We start from the raw sequence: 24,379 nt of genomic DNA on the forward strand, positions 1-24,379 counted from the left end.
ATTTATATATGAATATCAATAGCACTAATGATAAGGAAATTGCTTTAAAGTCTTACACTGAAACCTTTTTAGATATTCTGAGACAAGAATTAGGCGATCAGATGCTTTATAAAAACTTTTTTGCAAATTTTGAAATCAAAGATATTTCAAAAATAGGCCACATAACAATTGGAACAACAAACATAACACCTAATTCTCAATATGTGATCAAAGCTTATGAAAGTAGCATACAAAAATCTCTTGATGAAACATTTGAACGCAAATGTACATTTAGCTTTGTTTTACTTGATTCAGCTATAAAAAAGAAGATAAAACGCGAAAGAAAAGAAGAGGCAATTGAAAATATTGAATTGTCAAATCGTGAAGTCGACAAAACTAAAACATTTGATAATTATGTAGAAGGCAACTTTAATAAAGAAGCCATCAGAATAGCAAAATTAATTGTCGATGGTGAAGAAGACTATAATCCAATATTTATTTATGGGAAATCCGGAATAGGTAAAACACACTTACTCAACGCCATATGTAATGAGTTTCTTAAAAAAGATGTTACAGTTAAATACATAAATGCTAATTCTTTTACAAGGGATATATCATACTTTCTACAAGAAAATGATCAACGTAAGTTAAAACAAATAAGAAATCATTTTGACAATGCCGATATCGTTATGTTTGATGACTTTCAAAGTTACGGAATAGGCAATAAAAAAGCAACCATTGAACTAATTTTTAATATTTTAGACAGCAGGATAAACCAAAAAAGAACCACAATAATTTGTTCCGACCGGCCTATATATTCATTACAAAATTCATTTGATGCTAGATTGATAAGCCGTCTTTCAATGGGATTACAACTTTCAATTGATGAACCGCAAAAAGCAGACTTGCTGAAAATATTAGATTATATGATTAACATAAACAAGATGACGCCTGAACTATGAGAAGACGACGCAAAAATTTTTATTGTTAAGAACCATGCAAACAGTATAAGAAGTTTAATTGGCGCTATAAATCGTCTAAGGTTCTATAATTCTGAAATTGTTAAAACAAATTCAAGATATACGCTTGCCATAGTTAATTCAATTCTTAAAGACATTCAGCAAGTAAAAGAAAAAGTTACGCCAGATGTTATTATTGAATACGTTGCTAAATACTACAAGCTTTCGCGTTCTGAAATACTAGGTAAAAGTAGAAGAAAAGATGTGGTTTTAGCTAGACATATAGCTATTTGAATTGTTAAAAAGCAATTAGACTTATCACTGGAACAAATTGGGAAGTTTTTTGGCAATAGAGACCACTCTACCATTATTAATGCTGTTAGAAAAATTGAGAAAGAAACAGAGCAATCTGATAGAACATTTAAGAGAACTATTTCTGAAATAAGCAACGAGATTTTTAAGAAAAGTTAACATTTTAAAAAACATTTATAAACATAATGTTTTCTGCAAAAATGCAAAAAAACGATTAAAAAAACAGCAAAATTAATTCTTTTTATACTTATCAACAAATTAACAAAACATATATTTATTATTTAAGGAAAAAATGAAAATTATTGTAAATAAAAATTTTTTAGATGACATAATCGAGATTGTATCTAGATTCTCGGATCCAATTAGTTCTTTATATGGAATGAGATGTATAAAAATAACAGCAAATAAAAATTTTGTTAAATTTGAAGCTTCAAATGAAATAACTAACATAATTAAGAAAATTAATGTTGATGATTCAAAAATTATTGTAGAAGAAGACGGAGAACTTTTAGTTCAAGCAAATTATTTCAAAAGTATTATCAAAAAATTAAATGGTTTTATAGAAATAAAAACATATTTCAATAAAATGGAAATTAGACAACAAGATTCAGTTTATACACTTACATTAAACGAGTTAATTTCTTTTCCTCAAATCGACGAAAATATAAATATTAAAAAATTCAATATAAATACAGAAGAATTTAAAAAAGCTGTTAAAAATGTGGCTTTTGCAGCAAGTAATGGTGCAAATTTAATATACAAATGTATAAATTTTAAAAGTTCTGGAAATAAACTAAGTTTAGCGGCAACTGATACATTTAGATTAGCTTATTATTCAATCAAAACTGATCAAATTTTAGATGATTTTGATTTTAGTGTTAATGCAAAAGATGTTAAAGAGTTACTTCCAGCAGATGCACCAAAAATTGTAACAATGTTTTACAACTCTATAAAATTTGGTGTTGAATATGATAATACAATAATAACAGCAAGAATTACTGATTTACCCTATCATAATGTTGAACAATTGTTTAACAAAGCAATTTCAAACACAAAACATAAAATAACCATTGAAAAATCTGAATTCAATAATCTTCTAAATAAAATTTGAATTAATTCTTCATCAGATAAACAAAACCGAATTGAATTAAAAATATCTAATAGTGAAATAAATATTTATACAAAATTAGATGAGTTAGGAGATTCAAACGTTAAGACAACTAAATTTGTTTTAGATGGTTCGCCTTTTGTTTTTGATATGAATTTTAATTATTTAAAAGAAGCTATAGCGATCACCGAAGGTGAAACATATATTTTAATTGATGAAAAGGTACAAAACATTGTTTTATTTTCTAAAGAAAATCCAAATTCAAAACAAATAATAACGCCACTTAGAAGGTAAAAATGAAACCTGAAATTTATATTAAAGATGACTCCATAACAATTGGTCAATTACTAAAAAAAATTGGTTTAATTCAAACAGGCGGAGGTGCAAAATTTTATTTAGAAAGTAATAAAGTTTTAATAAATAATAAAAAACCTGAAGGAAGAAACACTAAGGTTAAAAACGGCGATTTGCTTATAATAAATTCAAACATTTTTATTGTAAAAAAAGAGACTGTTTTTGATTAATTAATTGCATTATTTTATTTTAATGTTATAATATTTTTGCTATTTTTTTAATAATAGCTTTTGGAGGGGTAGCGAAGCGGCCAAACGCGGGTGGCTGTAACCCACTTCCTCACGGTTCGGGGGTTCGAATCCCTCCCCCTCCACCATTTTTGCCCCATAGCCAAGCGGTAAGGCAACGGGTTTTGGTTCCGTCACGCGTTAGTTCGAATCTAACTGGGGCAGCCATATGTTCTCGAAAGAGAGCATTTTTTATTTATTTTCTTATACATTTGTTTTATAGTCTTAAATGTATAATTTTTATATGAAACCAATTTACAAATATAATGTTGTTTTTAAAGACAATAATAATCCAGATGAAAATATTATTTTTTGTCATGGATTAAATTCAACAGCTGATAGATTTGATATTTTTAAAAATTATTGAACAAAGTCAAACTACTATGCTTTACAATTTCCTGCCAGCAATCTAACACCTGTTTTAGAAGGTGACGAACCTAGTGTGTTTTGCTTTGCAAGATTAGTTGTTGAATTTGTAGAAAAAAATAATTTAAAAAATGTAACTCTTATAGGTCACTCATTAGGAGGTGGAACAATTTCTTTAGCCTATCAAATGAGACCTGATTTATTTAAAAAATTAGTTTATATTGCTCCAATGAACAAACCTGCGTTAGCATTATATGATAGGTATAAAAAAGATTACTTTCCTCAAGACTATGAGGGCTTTTTAGATTTAATGCGGTCATTATATTATGATATTTCTAAATTCACGTCTGACCCTGAATGAGTAAAAGAGCAAAAAGAAAATTTTGATCCCTATTTGTATAACAACCCTGACATTGTAAAATTAGGAACACCAGATATGAGAGTTTTTGAAGCCATTGAAGAAACTTTAAAAATAATCAAAGTTCCCACAATTTTAATTCTTGGTGAAAAAGACGGTGTTATCTTAAGACAAGAATGTATTGATTATTTTAAAAAGTATGTTCAAAACGTAGAAATACATTGAATCCCTAAAACAGGGCATATGATGTATCTTGAAGACTGAAATTCATTTATTAATATACTAGAACCTTTTTTGGGCAAATAACATGAGTATTATTTATAAATATGATTATGTTTTCAAAGACAATAATAATTCAGAAGAAAACATAATTTTTTGCCACGGATTTAATTCTTCACCAAACTCTTTCAAAATTTTCGAGAATTATTGAACAAAGTCTAATTATTATGCTCTTCAATTCCCTGGAAATAATCACACCGAGATTAAAGAAGCTGATGATGCAACTGTTGAGTGTTATTCTGATTTATTAATTAATTTTATTGAAGACAATAAGTTAAAAAATATTATTTTAATTGGTCATTCTATGGGTGGAGGAACCATTTCGTTAGCTTATCAGAAAAAACCTGAATTATTTAAAAAATTAATTTATTTAGCACCAACAAACAAATCGTCTCAAAACGTTACTGAAGCTTTTCTTAGAGATTATTTTCCTAAAAATTTCGATGAGTTTATAGGTTTTTTTAAGTCTTTATATTATGATGTGAGTAAGTTTACATCTAATGAATCATGAATGAGATTAGTCAAAAACACATTTGATCCTTATGATTTTAATAATTCAACAATTACTAAGTTGGGTCAATATTTAATAAGTAATGAATTTCATGACAAATTAGAATTAGCTCTTAAATCAGTTAATATACCTGCATTGCTTATTTTAGGTGAGGATGATGGCGTTGTTGATAGAGATCTTTGCCTGGAATATTTTAAAGAGAATGTAAAAAATGTAAAAGCATTATGAATGCCAAAAACAGGACATATGATGTTTGAAGAAGACTGAGATAACTTTATTAAGATTGTTGAAGAGTTTTTGAATTCGTAGATTGTAAAAAAAGCCAAAAATATTATAAAAAAGCCTTTTATGGCTTTTTGTTTATTTTTGTTTTGAGTTTTCTTTCAGTGTTTTTAATGACTCAGTTGGAATTGTTTCACAAAACCCAAACATTTCAACTATTCCTTTAAATGATGTTTCAGGAATAGCCAATTCATTTAACTGTTCAAATTTTATTGATAAGTTTATTTTATCTTCTTCATTATTTTCAATTTTTTGAACAAACTCAGGATCAGCAACAAACACAGAGCTTAATCCCACTAAATCTGAATATTTCAATGCATCAAGGCATTTTTGAGGTGTGTTTATCCCACCTGATGAAATAATAGGAAGTCTTTCTCTAAATTTATCATAAATAACTTTGTTAATAAGTTCACCCTTATATTGGTTGTCTGATCTTACCTTATTAAGATAAATATTATGACTTCAAGAAGCAATTGCTAAATAATCAATTTTTCCTTTAGAAATAACGGCTTCTATAAGATCTATAAAATCTAATACACTATATCCTAATTCAGGTCCATATGTTTCTTCTGGAGTTGCTCGAAATCCAAAAACAAAGTCTTTGTTTGCATATTCATTAATAACTTTTCTTATTTCTTCAACAATTTCTAAACACAGTCGAGACCTGTTTTCAAAAGTTTTTGAAGAATATTCATCATTTCTCTTATTAACAATAGAACTAAAAAATGTTTGTATTAGTAGTCTTTGAGCCATTGAAATTTCAATTCCATCAAAACCGGCTTCTATAGCTCTTTTTGTAGCTGATGCATAATCTTTGATTATTTGCTTAATTTGCCCTATATTTAATTCAAAGACTTCATGTTCTATAGGAATATGGTTTTTTTCATAAGAAGGCCCATAAAGAAAGCCGTGCTTTTTTAAGCTTGCTTTTGAGAATTTTCCAGCATGTGCCAGTTGCAAAATTGCTATATTGCCTTTTGATTTCATTGCAATAGCTAATTTTTTTAACGATTCAATATCATCATTACTCTTAGCACTATATCCATATTCAAAAAGTTGACCAAATTCATCAAAATAAGTTCCACCAGAAATAAGTAATGGAGCACAATCAGCCCTGCGCGCTGAATAATCTTGCTCTTCTTTGGTAACTTTTCCATCTTTAGTTGCCAAACTTAAAGTCATTGGAGAGAGGACAAAACGATTTTTTAAAATAAAGTTTTTAAGCTTAAAAGGTGTAAATAATGGCGAGTATTTATTCATCATCTACCTCACCTAATATTACTTTTACAACTTCTTCTGCGCTTATATTGTTAAAAAAGTATTCATCTAAATTTGCCTTATTTATAGCACTTAATAATTCATCATAATCTAACTTAACACCAACCAAGGACTTTTCTAATTCTGTTATATTTTTTTTAGCAAAAAAGTCTCCACTTATTTTAATTTTCTTAATTTTTTGACCTTCTATAGCAAGTGAGAAGTTAATTGTACCAATTGCTAAGCGTGCGTCGCGGTTATATTCATATCTAGGACTTAGTCCATAGTTTCAGTCTCAGTTTTTATATTTAGCATTAACTAATTCATCAATTTGTTCTCAATCATGCTCAGTTAAAACATATCTTTTAATTTCACTTAAATCTTGAACATTAAACAATTTTTTAACAACTAAATCTTTAAATTCAAAAATATCCATATTTTTATATGGTTCATCAAAATAGTCACTTAATTGTGCAATTCTTTGTCTTATTGATTTAATTCCTTTAGCTTCTATTTTCTTACGATTAGGCCTTAGAACTTGTGACATAGCATCATAATCAATTTTATATATATAAGTATTGCCACCATAAATTGTGTCACCAATTAATGCCATAGCTGCACCACTTACCTTAAAGCCATCAATAGTTAGATCGTTTTTGCCTGATTGAATAACATTTTTAGCTCCTAGTTCTTTAATAATTCTTATAGCCGGCTCTAAAAATTTTTCATAGTTACCTAAAATGCTTTCATTATTTTTGTATGGAATTAAATAGCAAACCCCCATTTGGTTGCTGTCAATATATATTGCACCGCCACCAGTGTCTCTACGAACAATTGGAATATTATGTTCTTTTAAGTATTTAAAATTGACTTCAACTTCTGGATTTTGAAAATACCCTATTTGAACATAAGGATCTAAAACAGCAGGGAAAGCAACAATTTCATCAAATTTTAGATGACTTAGTGCTCATATTTGAGTAGCTAGATAATAAGCTCCATCTTTTATGTATTTACCATTTCTAATTGGCTCAATTAAAATCATATATACCCCTATAAAACAGTCATATTTAAAAATATTGATTTATGAATAAAACATAAATCAATACTGTTCTTATTCTTCATCTAAAATTATTTTTGAAACTTCTTCTGGGCTTATCTCATTAAAGAAGTAGCTTTGTATATCAGCATCTTTAAAAGCTTTAACCAAATCATCAAAAGTCATTTTTGTGCCAACTAAAGCCTTTTCTAATTCTGTAATATCTTTTTTAGCAAAGAAGTCCCCACTTATTTTGATTTTTTCAATTCTTTGGCCTTCAACTGCAAGCGAGAAGTTAATTGTACCAATAGCTAAACGGGCGTCACGGTTATATTCATATCTAGGACTTAATCCATAGTTTCAATCTCAGTTTTTATATTTTGTATTAACTAATTCATCTACCTGTGCTCAGTCCTGTTCTGTTAATTCATAACGTTTAACTTTGCTTAAGTCATCAACACCAAATAATTTTTTAATAACTAGGTCTTTGAATTCAAAAATATCTAAATTGCGGTATTGTTCATCAAAGTAATTGCTTAAAGGCGCAACTCTTTGTCTTATTGATTTAACTCCTTTAGCTTCGATTTTTTTACGGTTAGGATTCAATGAATCAACCATTGCATCATAGTCAACTTTATATAAAAGTGAGTTTCCGCCATAAATTACATCTCCATTTAGCATCATGGCAGCTCCACTTACCTTTTTTCCATCAATTGTTAAGTCATTTTTACCTGATTGAACAACATTTTTAGCACCTAATTCTTTCAACATTTTGATTGTTGGTTCATAAAATTTGTCATAGTTCCCTAAAATATTGTCCTTTTCGTCATATGGAATTAAATAACAAACATTAACAGAATTGTCATCAATATAAATAGCACCACCACCTGTGTTACGACGAACAACTTCTAAATTATGTTCTTTTAAATATTTAAAGTTAACTTCAACTTCAGGATTTTGGAAATATCCTAATTGAATATGTGGAGCAGCTATACCTGGAAAAACAATTTTTTCATTTAATCTTAAATGGTTCATTGCTCAAATTTGAATAGCTAGTCAGTATGCGCCATCCTTAACATATTTACCATTTCTAATTGGTTCTACTAATATCATTTTTAACCTCTAATAATTTATTAATTGTATCTTTTATGTCATCTGTTCAAACATAGGTTCTTTGTCTTATTTCTAAAGGCGTTCTGTATGATTTATTGTTCATAGCAATGTATTTTGAGCTTAAATATTCTTTAGTCATTTCTCAAAAAGGAAACTTAATTAATGTTGGTGTTGAGTAGCCAACGCCTATTTCTCAGAAAAGAATTTTTTGACCTTTATGTCTATAAATAAAGTCTTCATACATTTTCTTCTCTTCAAAAAAGCGTGCGTCTTCAACCATTCCTTTTCCTTTAAGTCTTTTGTTTACTTCCAAAAAATCATTGCATTTTGGACAGCGTGGAATAATTTCTAAAGGAACTTTCATATTTTTTTGCTTCTCAATCATTTCATAAACAACTTTATCATTTGAATAAAGCGTATTATGACACATCCTTGAACATTGAAGCAGGTTGTATTTACCTTGAATATAAAAAATCTTTTCAGCATCAAAATCAGCTGCTTCTAAAGAATTATCACTGTTAGTAGTAATTATGTGATAGCTCTTGCCCTTTAAATATTCCTTTAGTTTTAAGAAACTTTCGCTTGCTGGCTGGTCAAAGTAATTAAGCTTCATAAATCTTGAGTGAAACGCTCAATAATTCTGTATATCATCAAAATGATATACACTGGCTTGTAACATATCTAAGAATTTAAATTCATCAATAAAATCTTTAAAATTTTCGACAAATCTAGTTCCACTGTAACCTATGCCGTCTGCACTAGTCATTCCTGAGCCAATACCAATAACAATTGCATCAGCCTCATTAATTAATGCATCTAGTTCTTTAGTAGAATTTAATTTCAACATATTAAAAATCTTCTAGTTGTTCTAAAGTTTTAGGATCTATATCACTTAAAATCATTACTCAGTTTTCATTTTCATTTGGAGAACTTAGTAATTTTGGATTTGCCATTGCATCCTTATTAATTTCAACAACAGAGGCATCGAAAGGCATTTTAAGAGTCAAAATAGCTTTAGAAGCTTCCAAGTTTAAGAAAATGTCATCTTTGTGTAGAACTTTTTTATCAGTATTTTTATATTGAATAAAACCAATTGTTCCTATGTCATCTTGCATTTCAGGCGTAAATCTTAAGTAGTATTGTTCTTTTCCTTCTAATTTTTCAACAACTAAATATTTAACAACTTTTTTCATTCTTGCTCCTTTTAAAATAAAAATCTGCAACATTCTTGATAGCTATTTTACGTTCATTTATATCTGCTAAAGTTGGCAAAATCATCAAATGATTTACTTTCAAATCTAAACATAATTTATTAAGCCGATTCATATCTTTTTCATCATAAACATTAAAAATGCTTTTACGTAAGCGCACAAAGTTTTTTCTTTGTTCATCATCAAAATTAAATAAATTGAAATCCTTGAAGGTTGGAAAGAAAGAAAACTCATTAGGATTTGCAAAAGAACGGTAAAATGCAAGCAAATCGTGATTTTTAGATGCACTTGCAGAATTTATTCCACTCACAATATTTACACTAATTCCAATATCTGATGGGTTTTCATTTCAAGCTGTTTTATAGGCTTCAAAGTATGAATTAATTACTGTTTCTGCATAAATTATTGATGGATTTAAAAATCATCCATAGTTTATTACAAATTTGTTCTTAGCAGCAAATATTGCGCTCTGTTCTGATGTAACAAGCATCACCGGCACAATTTTTTGGCTAATATTTGGATTAACTCTTAAAAAAACAGAATTTTTGCCGTTAATGTAATTATCCACATCCAAAAGCTTTTGTTGAAATTCTTCAGAAGTCAGCGAAGGCCTCAGTAATTCAATTGTTTCTTTTGTGCCTATATTTGAGCCAAATCCATAAATAAAGCGATCGGGATGTAACAAATTAAGTGTCTGAATTTGTTCTGCCACACTATAGGCTTGGTAATTAGCAAGCATAATTCCGCCACAACCTAATTTAATTTTGCCAACTTTATTAGCTAAATGATTAAGAAGAATAAGCGGACTAGAAATAACTAATGAGTTCACATTGTGTTGTTCACTAATCCAAAATGAGTAAAAACCTAAATCTTTTGCATATTGACAAAGTTCAATAACTTCATTATATGCCTTTAAATAATTATTTTGGATAGTTAATAATCCATGATCAAGAATGCTTATCTTCATAGTTTAATTATAAAACTAAAGATACATAAAATAGAGCTTTTGGAAAATTTAGCATATTTAATAAAACAATCAAAAGCAAAATTTATTAATTACTTTTTTGAGTATATTTCTAAAGTTCATAAAGCGTAAATTTACATTTAAATTGAAAGATAACATACTTTAATTTATATGTATTAAAAAATTCCCAATTTTGGACACTATATTTTTAAAATAGACTTCAATTCTTTAATATATTTTAATGTTTCAACATCATCTCATTCTTCTCTTTTTCTAGACTTTCTCTTCTTGATTATTTTCGATAAATATCTAAAAGTTTCACTAATTGTTCTATTGTCAAGAACGCCACTATTTAAGAGGTGGTTTTTTATTCTGCAAAGCATAATTGAAGATAAAAAGTTAATAAATTCAGTTGCTAATAATCTATAGTTTCCTTGAACATTTGCTTCGTTTTGTTCAAGCACATTTTTAAACTGTTTAAAAAGCAATTCAATTTCTCATCTCTTTTTATATGCGACATAAATATCTTTTAAGTCCAAATCATAATTACACTCAAAAATTATTAATCCAAAAAGATTTTCTCTTTCTAGTAATTTAATTTCATCATACGCACCTTTTTTGTGTGCACGACTTATGAAATTTTTCTTTTCTACCATTTCAGTTAGGGTTGATTTATAACAAAGATAATATTTGTTGTTGATGATAATTTTCTTTGCTCTTATCGTGTCGTCATCATAGGTAAAAGTGAAATTAAATCCAGATTTTAAATTAAATTTTTTAAAAGTATGATTTATTTTTATAGGCATTAAATATTTAATATTTTTTTCTCTCATTAAGTTTTTACATTCTTTATCATCAAATCCTCTATCAAGAATTAAGAATCCATTTTTAATCTTATAAGTTCTTAAAAAGTCTCTAAAAGCAGTGTAATCTAGCATATTTCCTGGGTAAACAGAACTTGCAACAGGTTCTTGTGCATTAATATCATAAGCATAAATAAGGTTTAAGTTTTGAGCGCCTTTAGTTCTAGACTTTCTAGACATTTCAGAGAAAATGTTAGTTTCTGATGTATTGTTTTTCAACATACCATCAATAACTATTGAGTGGTTTGAAAACTCTTCTAATCTTTTATTCATAAAGTCTTCCATCTTCGAACTAGATTTACCTATTTTCTCTAAAAAACTTGAGATAGTGTTTGGTGATAGTGCACATTTTGGGTATATTTCAGAAATAAAATTTGTATCATACTCATGTTTTAAATGTTCGTTTTTAATATCTGAAAACATAGTTCTTAAAGAGGCTATAACATATAATTTTCTAGCATCTTCAAAATCATAAAAATTTAAAAGTTCTCTAAAGATATGATTGTTTAATTTTTCATTTAGCGCAAATAAACCATATGATTTAATATCTACTTCATATGTTTGCTTTTCTATGCTTTGAAAAACACCATTAATAATCTTTCCAATCACTCCTTTTTCAACAGGAATAATTTTTTCATTTTTTCTTATTGATGTTCTTTGTATAACATTATAAATACCTTCTTTTGAGGTTGCTTTTACTCTGGTACTAGATGGTCTTGGAATTTTTAATATGTCTTTAGGAATGGCCATTTTTATATCTCCTTTTTTATGTGTTAAACACTATACATGTATATTTATTTTACCACCTATTTTTAATTTTTTAAACTTTTCTTTAATGAAATTGAACAAAAAATAGAGCTTTTTTAGCTCTAAATTTAAGAAAATTTAATTATTTAGATAATTTAATGTATTTAATGGACAAAAATAAGAATTTTTTAGTAAATTATTAAAATTATATAGTGTCCAAAATTGGGAATTTTTTAATGTATAATACAAATCATGGAAAATAGATTGATAGAAAATCAAAAAAGTAGTCAAAATGAATTCAACAGATTCAATAGAGCCACATCAGTAGTAAGCAGAAAAAATGCTTTTCTAGGTGCTTCAGTTGGTTGATTTTCATATTCTACATTTGTCGCATTTATTAGCGCTATTGTAATGCTTGTATTTTTTAGCCATGCACTAGTATTTATGAAGCAAAACATCTTTTTAGCACTAGGGCTTTCGTTCTTGTTAATAATATTTATTTTTGTTGAATTTATTGTAGGCCCAAGAATGAGCTTTTGGACGCAGCTTGTCATAATAACATTAAGCATGGTTCTGTTTGGAATTGTTGTACTATCATTTGCAATTGTTGAATTATTAGAAACGTTTGCTAAAGGTGCACAAAATATAAACTTACCTCTTGCTCAAACTTTTGGTGTCATAATTGCCCCAATTGTTATTATGGCTATTATGGCAATATTAGCCTACTTTGATTTGATTAAAATTAAAATAGCATATGCATTAACAATATTTATATTCATAAGTTTTTTATTTATTTGAATAATAAGCTCTTTCATTTTTAGCTCATGACTTTATTCATTAATTCCTGCATTTGGCTTTGCTTTAATGGTTTGTTATATGGCTATTGATTGATGACTAATTAGCAGATACAACAAAGCATTTAATGCTACAGTAAGTAATGAAGCAACTAAAAAAGAATTTATGAAGTTAACAATATATTTTGGCTTCAAATTAGCATACGACTACTTATGAGCTTTAATTTACTTAGTAAAACTTATTAGATTAGCTAAAAACTAGAACAAAAAACCAGGACACGATTAAATGTCTTGGTTTTTAATTTTAGTAGCCTATTTTTGTGTTTCTTTAGCCAATCAGTTAATCATTTTCCCAAATTGGTCAGCAGGTTGGTCTGGTCATTTTGTACCTAAAGCTTTTTTAGCTTCTTCCAATTGACCTGATAAAGTTTTTTGAATTTCCGCTTTTTTACTTTCGTAGTATTTAGTAGCTTCTTCCAATGCTTTATTAGCAATCTCATCATTCTTTGAGTCTAATAATCCTGAAGTTGCAACACCTACATATTTGCTTGCTTCATTTTCACCATAACCAAATACTTTAGCCTCACCATTTTTTTTACCAATTTCAAAGCCTGGTTGAAGCGATAGACTATTTTCACCTTGAGAGTATAAGTCAGCTAAAACGTTATAAACAGCTTGACCAATTAATTTCATAACTGATGTAAATATTCTATGACCCTTTAATGCATTCTTTTGGTCAGCGTCAACACCAATAATGAATTTGTTTTTATCGCCTAACTTCTTAATTTCTTTAGCTGTGTCAGAAGATAATGATCCTGCAACTGGATATGAAGCTGTGGCCTTAATTACTGAGTTAATAGCAGCAACTGCAACGGGTTCACCAGAAGTAAATGATGTTTTTAATTCAATTGTGTTATTTAATGATTTAGTCTTAGCTTCTGGGTGTTCTTTATTTCAGTCAATAATACCTTGGAATGTACCAGCTATAAAGTCAGAAACTGCTGGTCAAGGAATACCACCGAAGGCACCTATTGTACGTTTTTCAGGATTATCCTTGTAAATTTTTGAGAAGTAGTCAGCAAGAGCACGACCAGCAATATATGCAGCTTGTTTAGTGTCAAATATTACAGGAATTAAGCGTCCTTGACCAATTTTGTCAACAAATGCTTTTGCTGCAGGTTCGCCAGTGCTTGCATCTTGTTGGATATCAAAGTCAACAGTAATAAAGACAATATTATTATCTTTAATCTTTTTAATGTATTCTGGTTCTAAACCATAAAGCGCTGCTTTGTGAGTAAATCCACAAAGAACAATGTATCTAAAACTACTATCAATAGCGTTTTTGTATGAAGATGCTAATTCACCCTTTTTAGGTTCGTAAACTTTATTTCTTAAGTTTTTATTACCACTAACTTGCGCCTTATCTAATCCAAGTTCATATGAAATTTTATGAACTGCTTCTCAACCAGATTGATTGAATGATTCATCATGCACAGATCCTTCATCAGTTATAAATGCTGCCCTTGGTGCATTATCAACGGTTAAACCATCTCTTAGTTTTAATCCTTTACGAGACACGATGTGTGAAAGTGTTGTAACAGTTTTCACTCCATCAACTTCAGTTTCTTTAAAGTATTTATCACCACATGAAGCAGCAACCAATGGCACTGATAGAACAGGAGCGGCTCCTAAAAATAGATAGAATTTGTTTTTTTTCATATTGATCCCTAATTCAAATATATTAAGTTCTAATGAATCAAAATTTATCAAAATTTCAATATAGTTTAGAACTAACAATATTATATTAAATTTAATATTACTAATAGCAGTGTGAAAAAGCCAAATTTATTGCTGAAAAAACAAAGTCGTTTCTATCGTTTTTCTTTCATTTTGGGAAATTTTAGTTTTACCTTTATTTAAAATATTAAAAACCAAAGCCCCTATAAATAAGTTAAATTTGATTGACAAGTTTCCTTGACGGTGCTCATTTCACAATTTTTCTCCGTCTTTCTTTTTTAATAAGAAATTTGTTCATTTGCTTAACTTTAAAAGTGACAAAAAAGGGTTAATTATAAGAATTAAAGATAAAAAACTCAATGATGCTATTACGGTGAAAGCAATAAATTGAGCTTTTTGTCTAAAGTAGACAATCGCTAACAATGTCATAAAAAACATTAAGATAGATACAAAACCTAAAAAAAGAACTACTATTAACTTAAATTTTCTGTCCTCATCATATGAAGCAATTTTTTCTAGTTTTTTAGCTTCAATATTCATAATCATTATATTTTTACTCATAAGCTACCTTCAATGTTCTGAATTTCATATTCACAAGTTAATATAGCCTAATTTATATATAATTAAAGCATATTTACTTAATATATTTTATACAAGAAAGGGGGTTTTATGGAACACAATTATGCCGTTGAATTTGAGCATGTGACTAAGGATTTTGTTGGTATAAGGGCTAATGATGACGTGACTTTTAAAGTTAAAAAAGGAACAATTCATGCACTTATTGGCGAAAATGGAGCTGGGAAAAGTACTCTAACTTCAATTTTGTTTGGTTTGTATGAACCAACTGAAGGGTCTGTCAAAATTAATGGTAAATCAGTTATTGTTAAAAACCCAAATCAAGCTAATGAAATTGGAATAGGTATGGTTCACCAACACTTTAAATTGGTTGCTGCCTATACTAATTTACAAAATGTGATTATGGGTTCAGAGTTCACATATCAACACTCTTTAGGAACTTTAGATCTTAAGTTAGCTAAAGCCAAGATTAAAAGTATCCAAGAGCTTTATGATTTACACTTTAGTTTAAACCAAAAAACATCTAAAGCAACAGTTGCGACTCAGCAAAAAGTTGAGATTATGAAGATGCTTTATCGCGATGCTGAAATCTTAATTTTTGACGAACCTACTGCTGTTTTAACCGACCAAGAAATCCAAGGTTTGCTAAAAACAATGCAAGTATTCAAGGAAAATGGCAAAACAATTATCTTTATTTCCCATAAACTCAATGAAGTTAAACAGGTAGCTGACGAAGCAACTGTTTTAAGAAAAGGAAAGGTAATTGGAACATATGATGTATCCAAAACCTCTATTCCACAGTTAGCTGAGGCTATGGTTGGACAAAAGGTTGTTGAAACAAAAAACACAGCATTTTTTGAAGGTTACGATAAATCTGAATTTATTTCATTTAACAATGTTTCTACAAAGAAAAGCAGAGACTCTGTTTCACTGAAAAACGTTTCGTTTAAAGTGCGCCCTGGAGAAATTTTAGCAATCGCTGGAGTTGAAGGAAACGGACAAGAAACACTAGAATATGTTTTAGCTGGATTATTAAAACCTATTCATGGTGAAATAAAAGTTAAAAACTTTGATTACGATCCAAATAATCCAAAGTCTGTTCAAGAATTCAACATTACACACTGGAGTGTTGATAAGAAAAACAGATTTGCAAAAATTAATATTGTGCCAGGCGACAGACACAAGCATGGATTAGTTTTGGACTTTAGTATTAGAGACAATTCAATACTAAGACTAATAAATGATAAATACTATGCCCCACTTGGCTTCATTAAAGCCAATAAAAAAGAAGAATTGTTCCAAAGTATTGTCACAAATTTTGATGTTAGAGGAACAAACCACGGAAACTCTTTAGCCAGATCGCTTTCTGGTGGTAACCAACAAAAAGCGATTGTCGGTAGAGAAATGACCACAGAGCACAATCTGCTTGTAATAGTTCAACCAACCAGAGGGCTTGATGTCGGCGCTATTGATTTAATTCATAAAAAAATTCTTTTAGAAAAACAAGCGGGTAAGGCTATATTGCTAATTTCATATGAGTTAGATGAAATTCTAGCATTAGCAGACACAATTGCTGTTATTAATGACGGAAGAATTTTAGATCTTAAACCTGCTTCACAGTTTAGTAGAACTGAAATAGGTTTATTGATGGCCGCATCAAACAAAGATGAAGAATTGAAAGGAGAAGGCGATGAATAGTACTGCTGAAAAAACAACAAACCCTGTTCTTTCATTCTTCAAAAACTTCTGAAGCAAAGTCAAAAAAGGCGTTAATGCCGATAGCGCAGTATCAACTAGAAGAAAAGCCTATAACTCTATTTGATCGGTTGTTTTTGGTATATTCGTATCTAGCGTTGTGCTTTTACTATTTTTCCAAACCAACCCTTTTGAGTTTTTTACGCAAGTTGTTAAAGCAACAACAAATAAAGGAAACATAGACTGAGTATATATATTTATTATTTACTCATTAGCATCTATAGGTGTCGGATTCTCTTTTAAAACAGGGCTATTCAACATTGGGGTAGCTGGACAAATGTCACTATCAGGTGTTATTTGTTTTGCGCTTATCAATAAAAGCAATGTAATTGATGCTACTGGAGTTATAAAAAGCCAAGGCTTAGTATTTGCAATAATGCTTTTATCTATTGTAATAGGATTTTTATATGCTGCAATAGCAGGATTATGTAAAGCGTTTTTTAATATACACGAAGTTGTTTCTACAATTTTGCTCAACTGAGTTGCTGTTTATATCGGAAGCTTTATATTTGGATCAAAATCGCCATTTAATAATGATTTTGTGTTCGCTAATAGTCCAACCGGATCAGCAACAATAACTATAACTGGTGGACTTTTTGATAAAGATTCATTTTGAATATTAGGAATAGTTTTAGTTGCATTTGTTGCGCTAACACTATATATGATCTTTGCATTTACATCATTGGGATACAAAATCAAAATGAATGGACTAAACAAGGACGCTAGTTCATATGCAGGCGTTAATCAAAAGTTAACAACAGTTTTATCATTGGGCTTTTCTGGGGCACTCGCCGGGCTAGCTGGTTTCATACATTTTGTTTATAAAGCCAAACAATATGATGTTGTTGCTCTTTCCAGTCCACTACCACTAGGATTTGACACTATAGCCATATCTTTAATAGGAATTAACTCCCCAATAGGAATACTTTTCTCATCGGTTTTCTACACAATGCTAGAGTTTTCTAGAATTGAGTTAATTGGTTATTACTCAACTAGTGGCGTTAAAGAGGGAGGAATTGACTTAGTTGTTGGTGTTATTATTTTCACATCAGCACTAGCTGTTATGTTCACTAATTTTAAACCTATTCGCAAGTTTAGGATGTGGATAGCATTGCTGACCCAAAAAGTATATAAAGGTCACTATGCAACATATAAAGAAAAAGTAAAAACAGTTAAGGAAAATACCAAAAAATTACTTGATGAAGCGAAATTAGTTTACCAAAAGAACAAACCAAAATACAATGAAATTAAATCTAAAATAAAGGCTCTTGAAAATGAAGTGTTAATCAAGGTTAAACTGGGAACTGATAAAAAATCACAAACCAAACTTTCAAATCATGACATTGAAAAGATTTTCCAAGCACTAGCAAAACAAAAATCTGTTCTTAATCAAGAGTTGGCTACATATGGCTATTTTGATAAAAAAGATATTAAAAACCTTAAAAATGTTAAGTTAACACAACTTAAAGTTGAACTTAACAAAATTCAAGAAGACTTATTAGATAACTATCTACTAATTGAATCAAGACTAATCTTTTTAAGAGAAACATATGACCAAAAGCACTATAAAATAGTGAAAGAACATAATTTAGATCAATTTAAAAACGAGCTATTTTATCTTTATGAAGATAAAAAACAAATGATTAAAAATCATAAGTTAGAACTCAAAAAAGCAAAATCTGAATCAAATAATGAATTAGTTGCAAAATTAACATCTGAATTAAACAAGCTAAATGAAGAATTAGCAAAGATTAAATCGGATTATGCAATTTATAGAAAAGACATATTAGCTTCATACAAAGGAATTGAAACAGTCGACAATTCAAACAGCGAAAATCCAATCAAGACAATAAATCAAGATCTATTTTTTGCATATAAAGAAAAAGTTAAACTAATAGAAAGCTTCGCGACAGGAGGTGAATAATGGAAAATATAGCGTTTATAACTAATGAAACATTATTTTTCGCTTGCGTCCTTGGCCTAGCTGCTATTGCTGGAATATTTGCTGAAAGATCAGGAACTGTAAATATTGCAATTGAAGGTACTATGTCAATGGGGGCCTTAGGATATTGCATTATTTCAGCGCTTTTAACTAGTGGTGGAAGAATAACAGGAGCAAATATTGATGCACCGGGTATAGAGATTATTTCATTAATCTTTGCTGCTCTATTTGGTTCATTATTCTCATTATTGCTAGGTTTATCAACAATAAAATTAAAAGCTGAGCACACAATAACAGGGGTTGCATTAAACCTTTTATCTGTAGGTATTTGTGCTGCTATTATGAATCCTTCACTTTTAGGTAATGCACAAAAGCAAATTGATCACACTGTGCGTGAACTTGCATTAAGCACAAATTATAATGAATTTGGAAACATTTTAAGTTTTAAACTATTCCTTTTAATATCAGTTGTAGTTATTTCATGATTTGCTTTAAACAAAACAAAATGAGGGCTTCGTTTCAAAGCTGTTGGCGAGAACCCACAAGCTGTTGACGTAGCCGGAATAAATGTTTATAAATACAAATGAATGGGCATTGTTATTTCAGGTTGTATAGCCGGAATGGCTGGTGGTGTGTTTGCTCAAAAACTACCATTTTCTGGACAAACTAACGGATTTGGTTTCCTTGCATTAGCTATTATGATAATGTCTCACTGAAATGTATTAATTGTTCCAGTTTGTGCCTTATTCTTTGGTTTCTTCCAACAAATAGGTGCATGACTACTTGGCGTAGAATTTGCTAATATTGTATCGACTGAAACTAATGATAGAGTTCAAAAAATTGGAGAACTAATTAAAGCAATTCCATATGTCTTAACGCTTATCTCGATTATGGCATTTAGTAAACTGTCTCCTGGCCCTGCAGCTTCAGGTATAAACTATGATAAGTCCAAGAGATAAGTAACAAAATATTATCAGCCTAGCTTTTTGCTAGCTGATTTTATTTATTGCTTTTAAGCCTGTAAAACAGGCAATAAGCCCACATTCTGATAACAAGACAACATAGTTTTCTTTAAAAGCCAATAATGCTAATAGGTCTGTTTTACAGACACAAATGGCCAAAAATGAAAAATATTTTTGCTTTTCTATATATGTTATTGATCTTTACGATTTTAACTTTATTAAAAAGCCAAAATATGTAAAATAATTGTGTTTTAATAAGTTAAGGAGTAAGTCTATGTTAATAGGAATAAGCGGAATGATAAGTAGTGGAAAAAGCACATTAACATCAAAATTGCACAAGCATTTTAAAACTTCATTAATGCTTAAAGAGTATGCTGAAGACAGCGAAGTGTTCAACACATTTTTAAAATGATTGTATGAAAAGCAACCAAATTTAACAATTGGTTTTCAGTCATATGTTGTGGAAAATCACACGACCAAATTAGGTGAGTTAATTTCTGAGTTTAATCAACAAAATAAAGACTGACACACCGATCACATTTTTCTAGATCGTTTTAGCATTGAGCACTACATATTCGCCAATGTGAATTTAAGGCCTAAAGGTCAAAATTATTTAGACGGTTATGATGCTTTATTTACTCATTTAATCACTAAGGATGAAACTCCTGATATTGCTATTTACTTAGACATGAGTTGAGAGACATTTCTTAAAAGAATCTTTGAGCGAGGAAGACAAGTCGAAATTGATAATTTCTATGCTAACGAGGAGTACTTTAAAACTCTTTACAATTTATATAAAGATTTGTTTATAAAACAAGCTGAAAAATTTAATTTAGAATACAAAATCATTGAAACTGACAATTTAAATGAAGATGAAGTTTTTGAAAAAGCTTTAGAAATTATTTCAAATCACAAAAACACCTTTAAAAGAGGCTAAAATGATAATCGGCATAAGCGGAATGATAAGTAGCGGCAAGAGTACATTAGTTAAAAAACTAAGTGATTATTATCCTAATTCAATCTTTATTGAAGAATTTAGCGAAAACGATCCTGTATTTAATACATTCTTAAAATGGTGTTATGAAAAACAACCAAACACCGATATTGCTTTTCAGTCATTTTTAGTAGAGTCTTTAACTGATTCATTTTATAAACACAAAAAAGAATTTCTAAAAAACCACAATATTCAAGATGATCATATATTCTTAGACAGATTTATTTTAGAACACTATATTTTTGCAAAAGCTACTTTGAGCCAAAAGAATAAAAAATATTTTGAAGCATTTGAAAAACTTTTTGTACACATTTATGATTCAAAGTGCAATCCTGATTTTGCTCTTTTTTTAGACATCAGTTGACAAACTTTCAAGCAAAGAATATTTCAAAGAGGTAGAAAAGTTGAAATTGATAACTTTTATGCAAACGAAGAATATTTTAAATACTTGAACAACATTTACAAAAGTACCTTTGTTGATTTGTTGTCAAAATACAATATACCTTATGTGATAATAGATTCAAATAATAAAAGCCATTCTAGCGTTTTATCTGAAGCAATAGCAGCAATTGAAAATCACTTAACAAACAAAAAATAAAATCAGGGTATCCTGATTTTTTATGTCTATAAAACAGCCCTATATGCTAATTTTTGTTTACTATATCTTGAATGAATGAAGCATCAAATAACTTTTCATAATTATTAGATCCATCATTATTTTTAGGAAATTCAATGTCAGGGGTAACGCCGTTTTCATAACTATCAAATTTTTTATTAGCAAAAACATTGTTGCTACTTAAAACTATTATATTGCCTGTAGGTAACACAGACATTTTCAAGTATGAAGCACCACCAGCTGCTTTAAAACCTATTATTTTAGCAATCTTATTATCTTTAACAATACCAGCAAATAAATTACCTGAAGAATAAGTTATTGGCGAAGTCAAAAGGAAAAACTTAAAACCCTTCTTAAATGTTTTGGGCTGAATTTTCATAACTTTTTTAGAACCCGATTGTGGATTAATCAATTTATAGTGAAATGATTTATTGGTCAGAAAACCCATAAGTTCAAACACAGCATATAAAGAGCCGCCAAGCATATTGGAAAAATCTAAAACAACATTAGTTATTCCTCTAGATTTATACTCATCAAGTATTGGGCTAAGATAGTCTGTAATTCCATTTATGAGCGCATCAAAACGCACAATTAATGTTTTATTGTCAGGCGTTAGTGTTGTTGTAATGAAATTATTTGTTGGCCTAGAAGCCATTTTCCTGAATTGAAAATATAGTTTTCAGTATTTTTTTATTCTGCTTGTGTCATTAAACTCATTGTTTAAATTATCATATTGACTTTCGATTTGATTATATCCATTCATAAACAATTTTGTGTGTAAATCATCCAAGCTGTTTATAATTTTATGAACCGTTTTATAGTGTTGTTCGTCTGATTCTAATAAATGAGATTTATGTTTTTCTAAAAGTTTCAAAGCTCAATTTTGATCTTTACCTTTTATTCCATAGAAGTTATCAAAAAGGAAGTGTAAGAATTTAAATTGGAACTCTTTTAAGTCTTTTGAAAGTTCTTTATTTAACTTACCACTACTTAACTTTTTTCTATACTCTAAGTTTTCTGGATTATGCAATTTATAAAAACTAAATATTAATATTTCATCGTTATTAAAGTAGAATTGATAAGATGATTCTGCTAAAATTAGCTGATTTAAAACAGCAAAAGGAAGCAAAACTTTTCCATTAACCATTTCCATTTTAATACCATATTTTTTTAAATCTATAACAACAGGAGTGTCATTAATAAGAGATTCATTTTGAATGATAAATCTTAAATTGTGCTCACTTTCTACTGGTAATATAGAGTCTAAAAACCCATAACTTGATAAAGTTAATTGCTGATTTTGATAATCAAACTTAAGAGAATGTGACTTATTCAATAGAGAGTTATCAGAAGATGAATTATATTTATTTATAGAGTTAATAGTAAAAATACTATCCTTATAAAATCATTCAATTTTCTTGTGTAGGTTATAAAATTTGGACTGGTAATTAACATTGTGATAACTTTTGTCAATATCAATTATGCCATCTGAAATTTTTAAAAAATCATCAATTGAAACATAATTTATGCCATTAATATTGTAAAAGTTAATTTCACTAATTTTAGGATGAATATATCAATCTAAAGATTTTATTTGATAACTTGTTTTTTTAAATGACGGAAAAAGATTTTGAACTTGACTAACAGACTCCTTATAAAGATGATGTTTATCTGGTTGGAAATTAGCATCTTTTGTAATTTTTGAATCAACAGACTTTGAATTATTTTTATCGTCATTTTCACTAGCAGATTTTGCTTTATTTTGATTTTTATTAGTTTCGGAAAGTCTATTGTGTGTGTGTGTGTGCATTACTTTTTGAGCATTAATGCTTTGATTACTGCAACTGATTGCTGGTACTAATAGGCCTGTTGTCAAAAGAAATCCAAGACGCTTTTTCATTTAATCTCCCGGTTTATAAATCATAAAATTATTTGATTGCAATATTTATTATGATTTTCAATAAATGCACGTTCATCATATGTTAGATGATTGTAATTTTTAGTGTAGTTAGATGAAAGTTTCCTACTGCCAAGTGCAGAACTTTTTATTTAAAAATTCAAGTGCTCCACAATTAAATTTTACATTAAGTGGTGTTGCACTTGAACTTTCATTTATGTGAAAGCCCTATGAAACTTTCACTTTTAATAGCTATTACAAGCAAAAAATAATTTATTTCAATTTAGAAAACTCAACAGCAATTTCGGCCGCAATTTTTGCATTGTTATAAACTAATTGAATATTTGCTTCGAGGCTCTTTCCTTCAGTTAACTCAAGAACTCTAGATAATAAGTATGGTGTTGTTTTTTTGCCACTAATACCTTCATCATTAGCTTGTTTTACAGCCTTATTTATGTTATCCAAAATATAATCATACTCAAGCCCATATTGCTCAGGAATTGGGTTAGCTAAAACAATCCCGCCATTTGTAAACTCTCACTTTTCCTTCATTATAGATGCAACCTCATAAGGAGTGCGAACATTATATGTTGTATTAAATTCACTAGATGAAGAATAGAAAGCAGGCAATTTATCAGTGTTATATCCTAGTACTTCAACTCCCTTAGTTTCTAAATATTCTAATGTAAGTCCTAAATCTAGAATTAATTTTGCACCAGCACAAACCACTAAAACATTATTTGAAGATAATTCTTCTAAATCTCTTGATATATCAAATGTTTTCTCGGCCCCTCTATGAACGCCACCAATTCCACCAGTAGCAAAAACGGGAATTCCGACTTTTTGAGCAACTAAAATTGTTCCTGAAACAGTGGTACCACCATTTTTCTTGTTAGCCAAAACATATCCAAAGTCTCTTTTACTGGTTTTGATAACATCTTTCAATTTACCTAACTCTTCAATTTGATGGGTTTCTAATCCAACGTGAATTACACCGTTAATAATTGCAATTGTGGCCGGAACCGCTCCTTGTTTTCTGATAATACTTTCGACATTAAGTGCCATTTCAATGTTTTTTGGATAAGGCATTCCATGAGTGATAATTGTAGATTCTAGGGCAACAACAGGTCTTTTGTGCTTAAGTGCACTTTCAACTTCTTTACTAAAAACTATATTCATA

22 protein-coding genes and 2 tRNA genes are annotated in these 24,379 nt (G+C 29.2%); 13 read left to right on the top strand and 11 right to left on the bottom strand.

The window, feature by feature from the left end; all coding sequences use genetic code 4:
• Positions 1–8: 8 nt before the first annotated feature.
• The 7 genes from dnaA to MBOVPG45_RS00035 all read left to right on the top strand — a co-directional run bounded on the left by dnaA (position 9) and on the right by MBOVPG45_RS00035 (position 4,762).
• On the top strand, positions 9–1,409 hold the full coding sequence (dnaA, locus tag MBOVPG45_RS00005) for a chromosomal replication initiator protein DnaA (RefSeq protein WP_013456605.1): 1,401 nt from the start codon (positions 9–11) through the stop codon (positions 1,407–1,409).
• Between the two features lie 133 nt (positions 1,410–1,542).
• Positions 1,543–2,652, top strand: a complete 1,110-nt coding sequence (locus MBOVPG45_RS00010) for a DNA polymerase III subunit beta (protein WP_013456452.1) — start codon at positions 1,543–1,545, stop codon at positions 2,650–2,652.
• A gap of 2 nt (positions 2,653–2,654) precedes the next feature.
• Positions 2,655–2,882, top strand: a complete 228-nt coding sequence (locus tag MBOVPG45_RS00015) for an RNA-binding S4 domain-containing protein (protein WP_013456412.1) — start codon at positions 2,655–2,657, stop codon at positions 2,880–2,882.
• 62 nt (positions 2,883–2,944) lie between these two features.
• Positions 2,945–3,028, top strand: a tRNA-Tyr gene (locus tag MBOVPG45_RS00020).
• Positions 3,029–3,032: 4 nt separating this feature from the next.
• Positions 3,033–3,107: transfer RNA gene (locus MBOVPG45_RS00025), tRNA-Gln, on the top strand.
• Between the two features lie 76 nt (positions 3,108–3,183).
• Complete coding sequence (locus MBOVPG45_RS00030) at positions 3,184–3,969, top strand: alpha/beta fold hydrolase (protein ID WP_013456315.1); 786 nt, start codon at positions 3,184–3,186, stop codon at positions 3,967–3,969.
• Between the two features lies 1 nt (position 3,970).
• Positions 3,971–4,762, top strand: coding sequence for an alpha/beta fold hydrolase (locus MBOVPG45_RS00035; RefSeq protein WP_013455946.1), 792 nt, complete (start codon positions 3,971–3,973; stop codon positions 4,760–4,762).
• A gap of 51 nt (positions 4,763–4,813) precedes the next feature.
• Here the strand turns inward: MBOVPG45_RS00035 and MBOVPG45_RS00040 are convergent, their stop codons facing one another.
• The 7 genes from MBOVPG45_RS00040 to MBOVPG45_RS00070 all read right to left on the bottom strand — a co-directional run bounded on the left by MBOVPG45_RS00040 (position 4,814) and on the right by MBOVPG45_RS00070 (position 11,929).
• A complete protein-coding gene (locus tag MBOVPG45_RS00040; protein WP_013456217.1) occupies positions 4,814–5,995 on the bottom strand; it encodes an NADH-dependent flavin oxidoreductase in 1,182 nt (393 codons plus the stop codon).
• The gene (lplA, locus tag MBOVPG45_RS00045; protein WP_013456536.1) at positions 5,988–7,034 is read right to left on the bottom strand and encodes a lipoate--protein ligase; all 1,047 of its coding nucleotides are present in this window, start codon (positions 7,032–7,034) and stop codon (positions 5,988–5,990) included. Before lplA (MBOVPG45_RS00045) ends, MBOVPG45_RS00040 begins: the two co-directional genes overlap by 8 nt.
• A gap of 69 nt (positions 7,035–7,103) precedes the next feature.
• Complete coding sequence (gene lplA, locus MBOVPG45_RS00050; protein ID WP_013456070.1) at positions 7,104–8,141, bottom strand: lipoate--protein ligase; 1,038 nt, start codon at positions 8,139–8,141, stop codon at positions 7,104–7,106.
• Positions 8,119–8,988: an SIR2 family NAD-dependent protein deacylase gene (locus MBOVPG45_RS00055; RefSeq protein ID WP_013456410.1), complete on the bottom strand. Its 870-nt coding sequence runs from the start codon at positions 8,986–8,988 to the stop codon at positions 8,119–8,121. Before MBOVPG45_RS00055 ends, lplA (MBOVPG45_RS00050) begins: the two co-directional genes overlap by 23 nt.
• Before the next feature lies 1 nt (position 8,989).
• Positions 8,990–9,334, bottom strand: coding sequence for a biotin/lipoyl attachment domain-containing protein (locus tag MBOVPG45_RS00060; RefSeq protein WP_013954496.1), 345 nt, complete (start codon positions 9,332–9,334; stop codon positions 8,990–8,992).
• A complete protein-coding gene (locus tag MBOVPG45_RS00065) occupies positions 9,318–10,319 on the bottom strand; it encodes an LLM class flavin-dependent oxidoreductase (RefSeq protein WP_013456398.1) in 1,002 nt (333 codons plus the stop codon). Before MBOVPG45_RS00065 ends, MBOVPG45_RS00060 begins: the two co-directional genes overlap by 17 nt.
• Before the next feature lie 197 nt (positions 10,320–10,516).
• The gene (locus MBOVPG45_RS00070; RefSeq protein WP_013456029.1) at positions 10,517–11,929 is read right to left on the bottom strand and encodes an IS1634-like element ISMbov2 family transposase; all 1,413 of its coding nucleotides are present in this window, start codon (positions 11,927–11,929) and stop codon (positions 10,517–10,519) included.
• Between the two features lie 249 nt (positions 11,930–12,178).
• Here MBOVPG45_RS00070 and MBOVPG45_RS00075 point away from each other — a divergent pair, with 249 nt between their 5' ends.
• On the top strand, positions 12,179–12,982 hold the full coding sequence (locus MBOVPG45_RS00075; RefSeq protein ID WP_013456108.1) for an MAG0110 family membrane protein: 804 nt from the start codon (positions 12,179–12,181) through the stop codon (positions 12,980–12,982).
• Between the two features lie 50 nt (positions 12,983–13,032).
• On the opposite strand, the gene MBOVPG45_RS00080 is transcribed toward MBOVPG45_RS00075, so the two are convergent.
• Positions 13,033–14,439 (bottom strand): BMP family ABC transporter substrate-binding protein, encoded by a 1,407-nt coding sequence (locus MBOVPG45_RS00080; protein ID WP_013455936.1) that lies wholly within the window; start codon positions 14,437–14,439, stop codon positions 13,033–13,035.
• Between the two features lie 126 nt (positions 14,440–14,565).
• Positions 14,566–15,018: an MAG0130/MAG3770 family membrane protein gene (locus MBOVPG45_RS00085; protein WP_013456171.1), complete on the bottom strand. Its 453-nt coding sequence runs from the start codon at positions 15,016–15,018 to the stop codon at positions 14,566–14,568.
• A gap of 108 nt (positions 15,019–15,126) precedes the next feature.
• Here MBOVPG45_RS00085 and MBOVPG45_RS00090 point away from each other — a divergent pair, with 108 nt between their 5' ends.
• From MBOVPG45_RS00090 to MBOVPG45_RS00110, 5 genes are all read left to right on the top strand, one after another.
• The gene (locus tag MBOVPG45_RS00090; RefSeq protein WP_013456518.1) at positions 15,127–16,731 is read left to right on the top strand and encodes an ABC transporter ATP-binding protein; all 1,605 of its coding nucleotides are present in this window, start codon (positions 15,127–15,129) and stop codon (positions 16,729–16,731) included.
• Positions 16,724–18,712 (top strand): ABC transporter permease, encoded by a 1,989-nt coding sequence (locus MBOVPG45_RS00095; protein WP_013456022.1) that lies wholly within the window; start codon positions 16,724–16,726, stop codon positions 18,710–18,712. Before MBOVPG45_RS00090 ends, MBOVPG45_RS00095 begins: the two co-directional genes overlap by 8 nt.
• Positions 18,712–19,689 carry an ABC transporter permease gene (locus tag MBOVPG45_RS00100; protein WP_013456299.1) on the top strand — a complete coding sequence of 326 codons (978 nt, stop codon included), beginning with the start codon at positions 18,712–18,714 and terminating at the stop codon, positions 19,687–19,689. Before MBOVPG45_RS00095 ends, MBOVPG45_RS00100 begins: the two co-directional genes overlap by 1 nt.
• Before the next feature lie 277 nt (positions 19,690–19,966).
• Positions 19,967–20,629, top strand: coding sequence for a deoxynucleoside kinase (locus tag MBOVPG45_RS00105; protein WP_013456248.1), 663 nt, complete (start codon positions 19,967–19,969; stop codon positions 20,627–20,629).
• A gap of 1 nt (position 20,630) precedes the next feature.
• Positions 20,631–21,284 (top strand): deoxynucleoside kinase, encoded by a 654-nt coding sequence (locus MBOVPG45_RS00110; RefSeq protein ID WP_013456161.1) that lies wholly within the window; start codon positions 20,631–20,633, stop codon positions 21,282–21,284.
• A gap of 46 nt (positions 21,285–21,330) precedes the next feature.
• On the opposite strand, the gene MBOVPG45_RS00115 is transcribed toward MBOVPG45_RS00110, so the two are convergent.
• Together MBOVPG45_RS00115 and MBOVPG45_RS00125 are read right to left on the bottom strand one after the other, a co-directional pair.
• Positions 21,331–23,202, bottom strand: a complete 1,872-nt coding sequence (locus MBOVPG45_RS00115) for a S41 family peptidase (protein WP_013456386.1) — start codon at positions 23,200–23,202, stop codon at positions 21,331–21,333.
• A gap of 270 nt (positions 23,203–23,472) precedes the next feature.
• Positions 23,473–24,378, bottom strand: a complete 906-nt coding sequence (locus tag MBOVPG45_RS00125; protein ID WP_013456349.1) for a pseudouridine-5'-phosphate glycosidase — start codon at positions 24,376–24,378, stop codon at positions 23,473–23,475.
• Position 24,379: the final 1 nt, after the last annotated feature.

Origin of the sequence: Mycoplasmopsis bovis PG45, from assembly GCF_000183385.1 — a bacterium.
GTDB lineage: Bacteria > Bacillota_I > Bacilli_A > Mycoplasmatales > Metamycoplasmataceae > Mycoplasmopsis > Mycoplasmopsis bovis.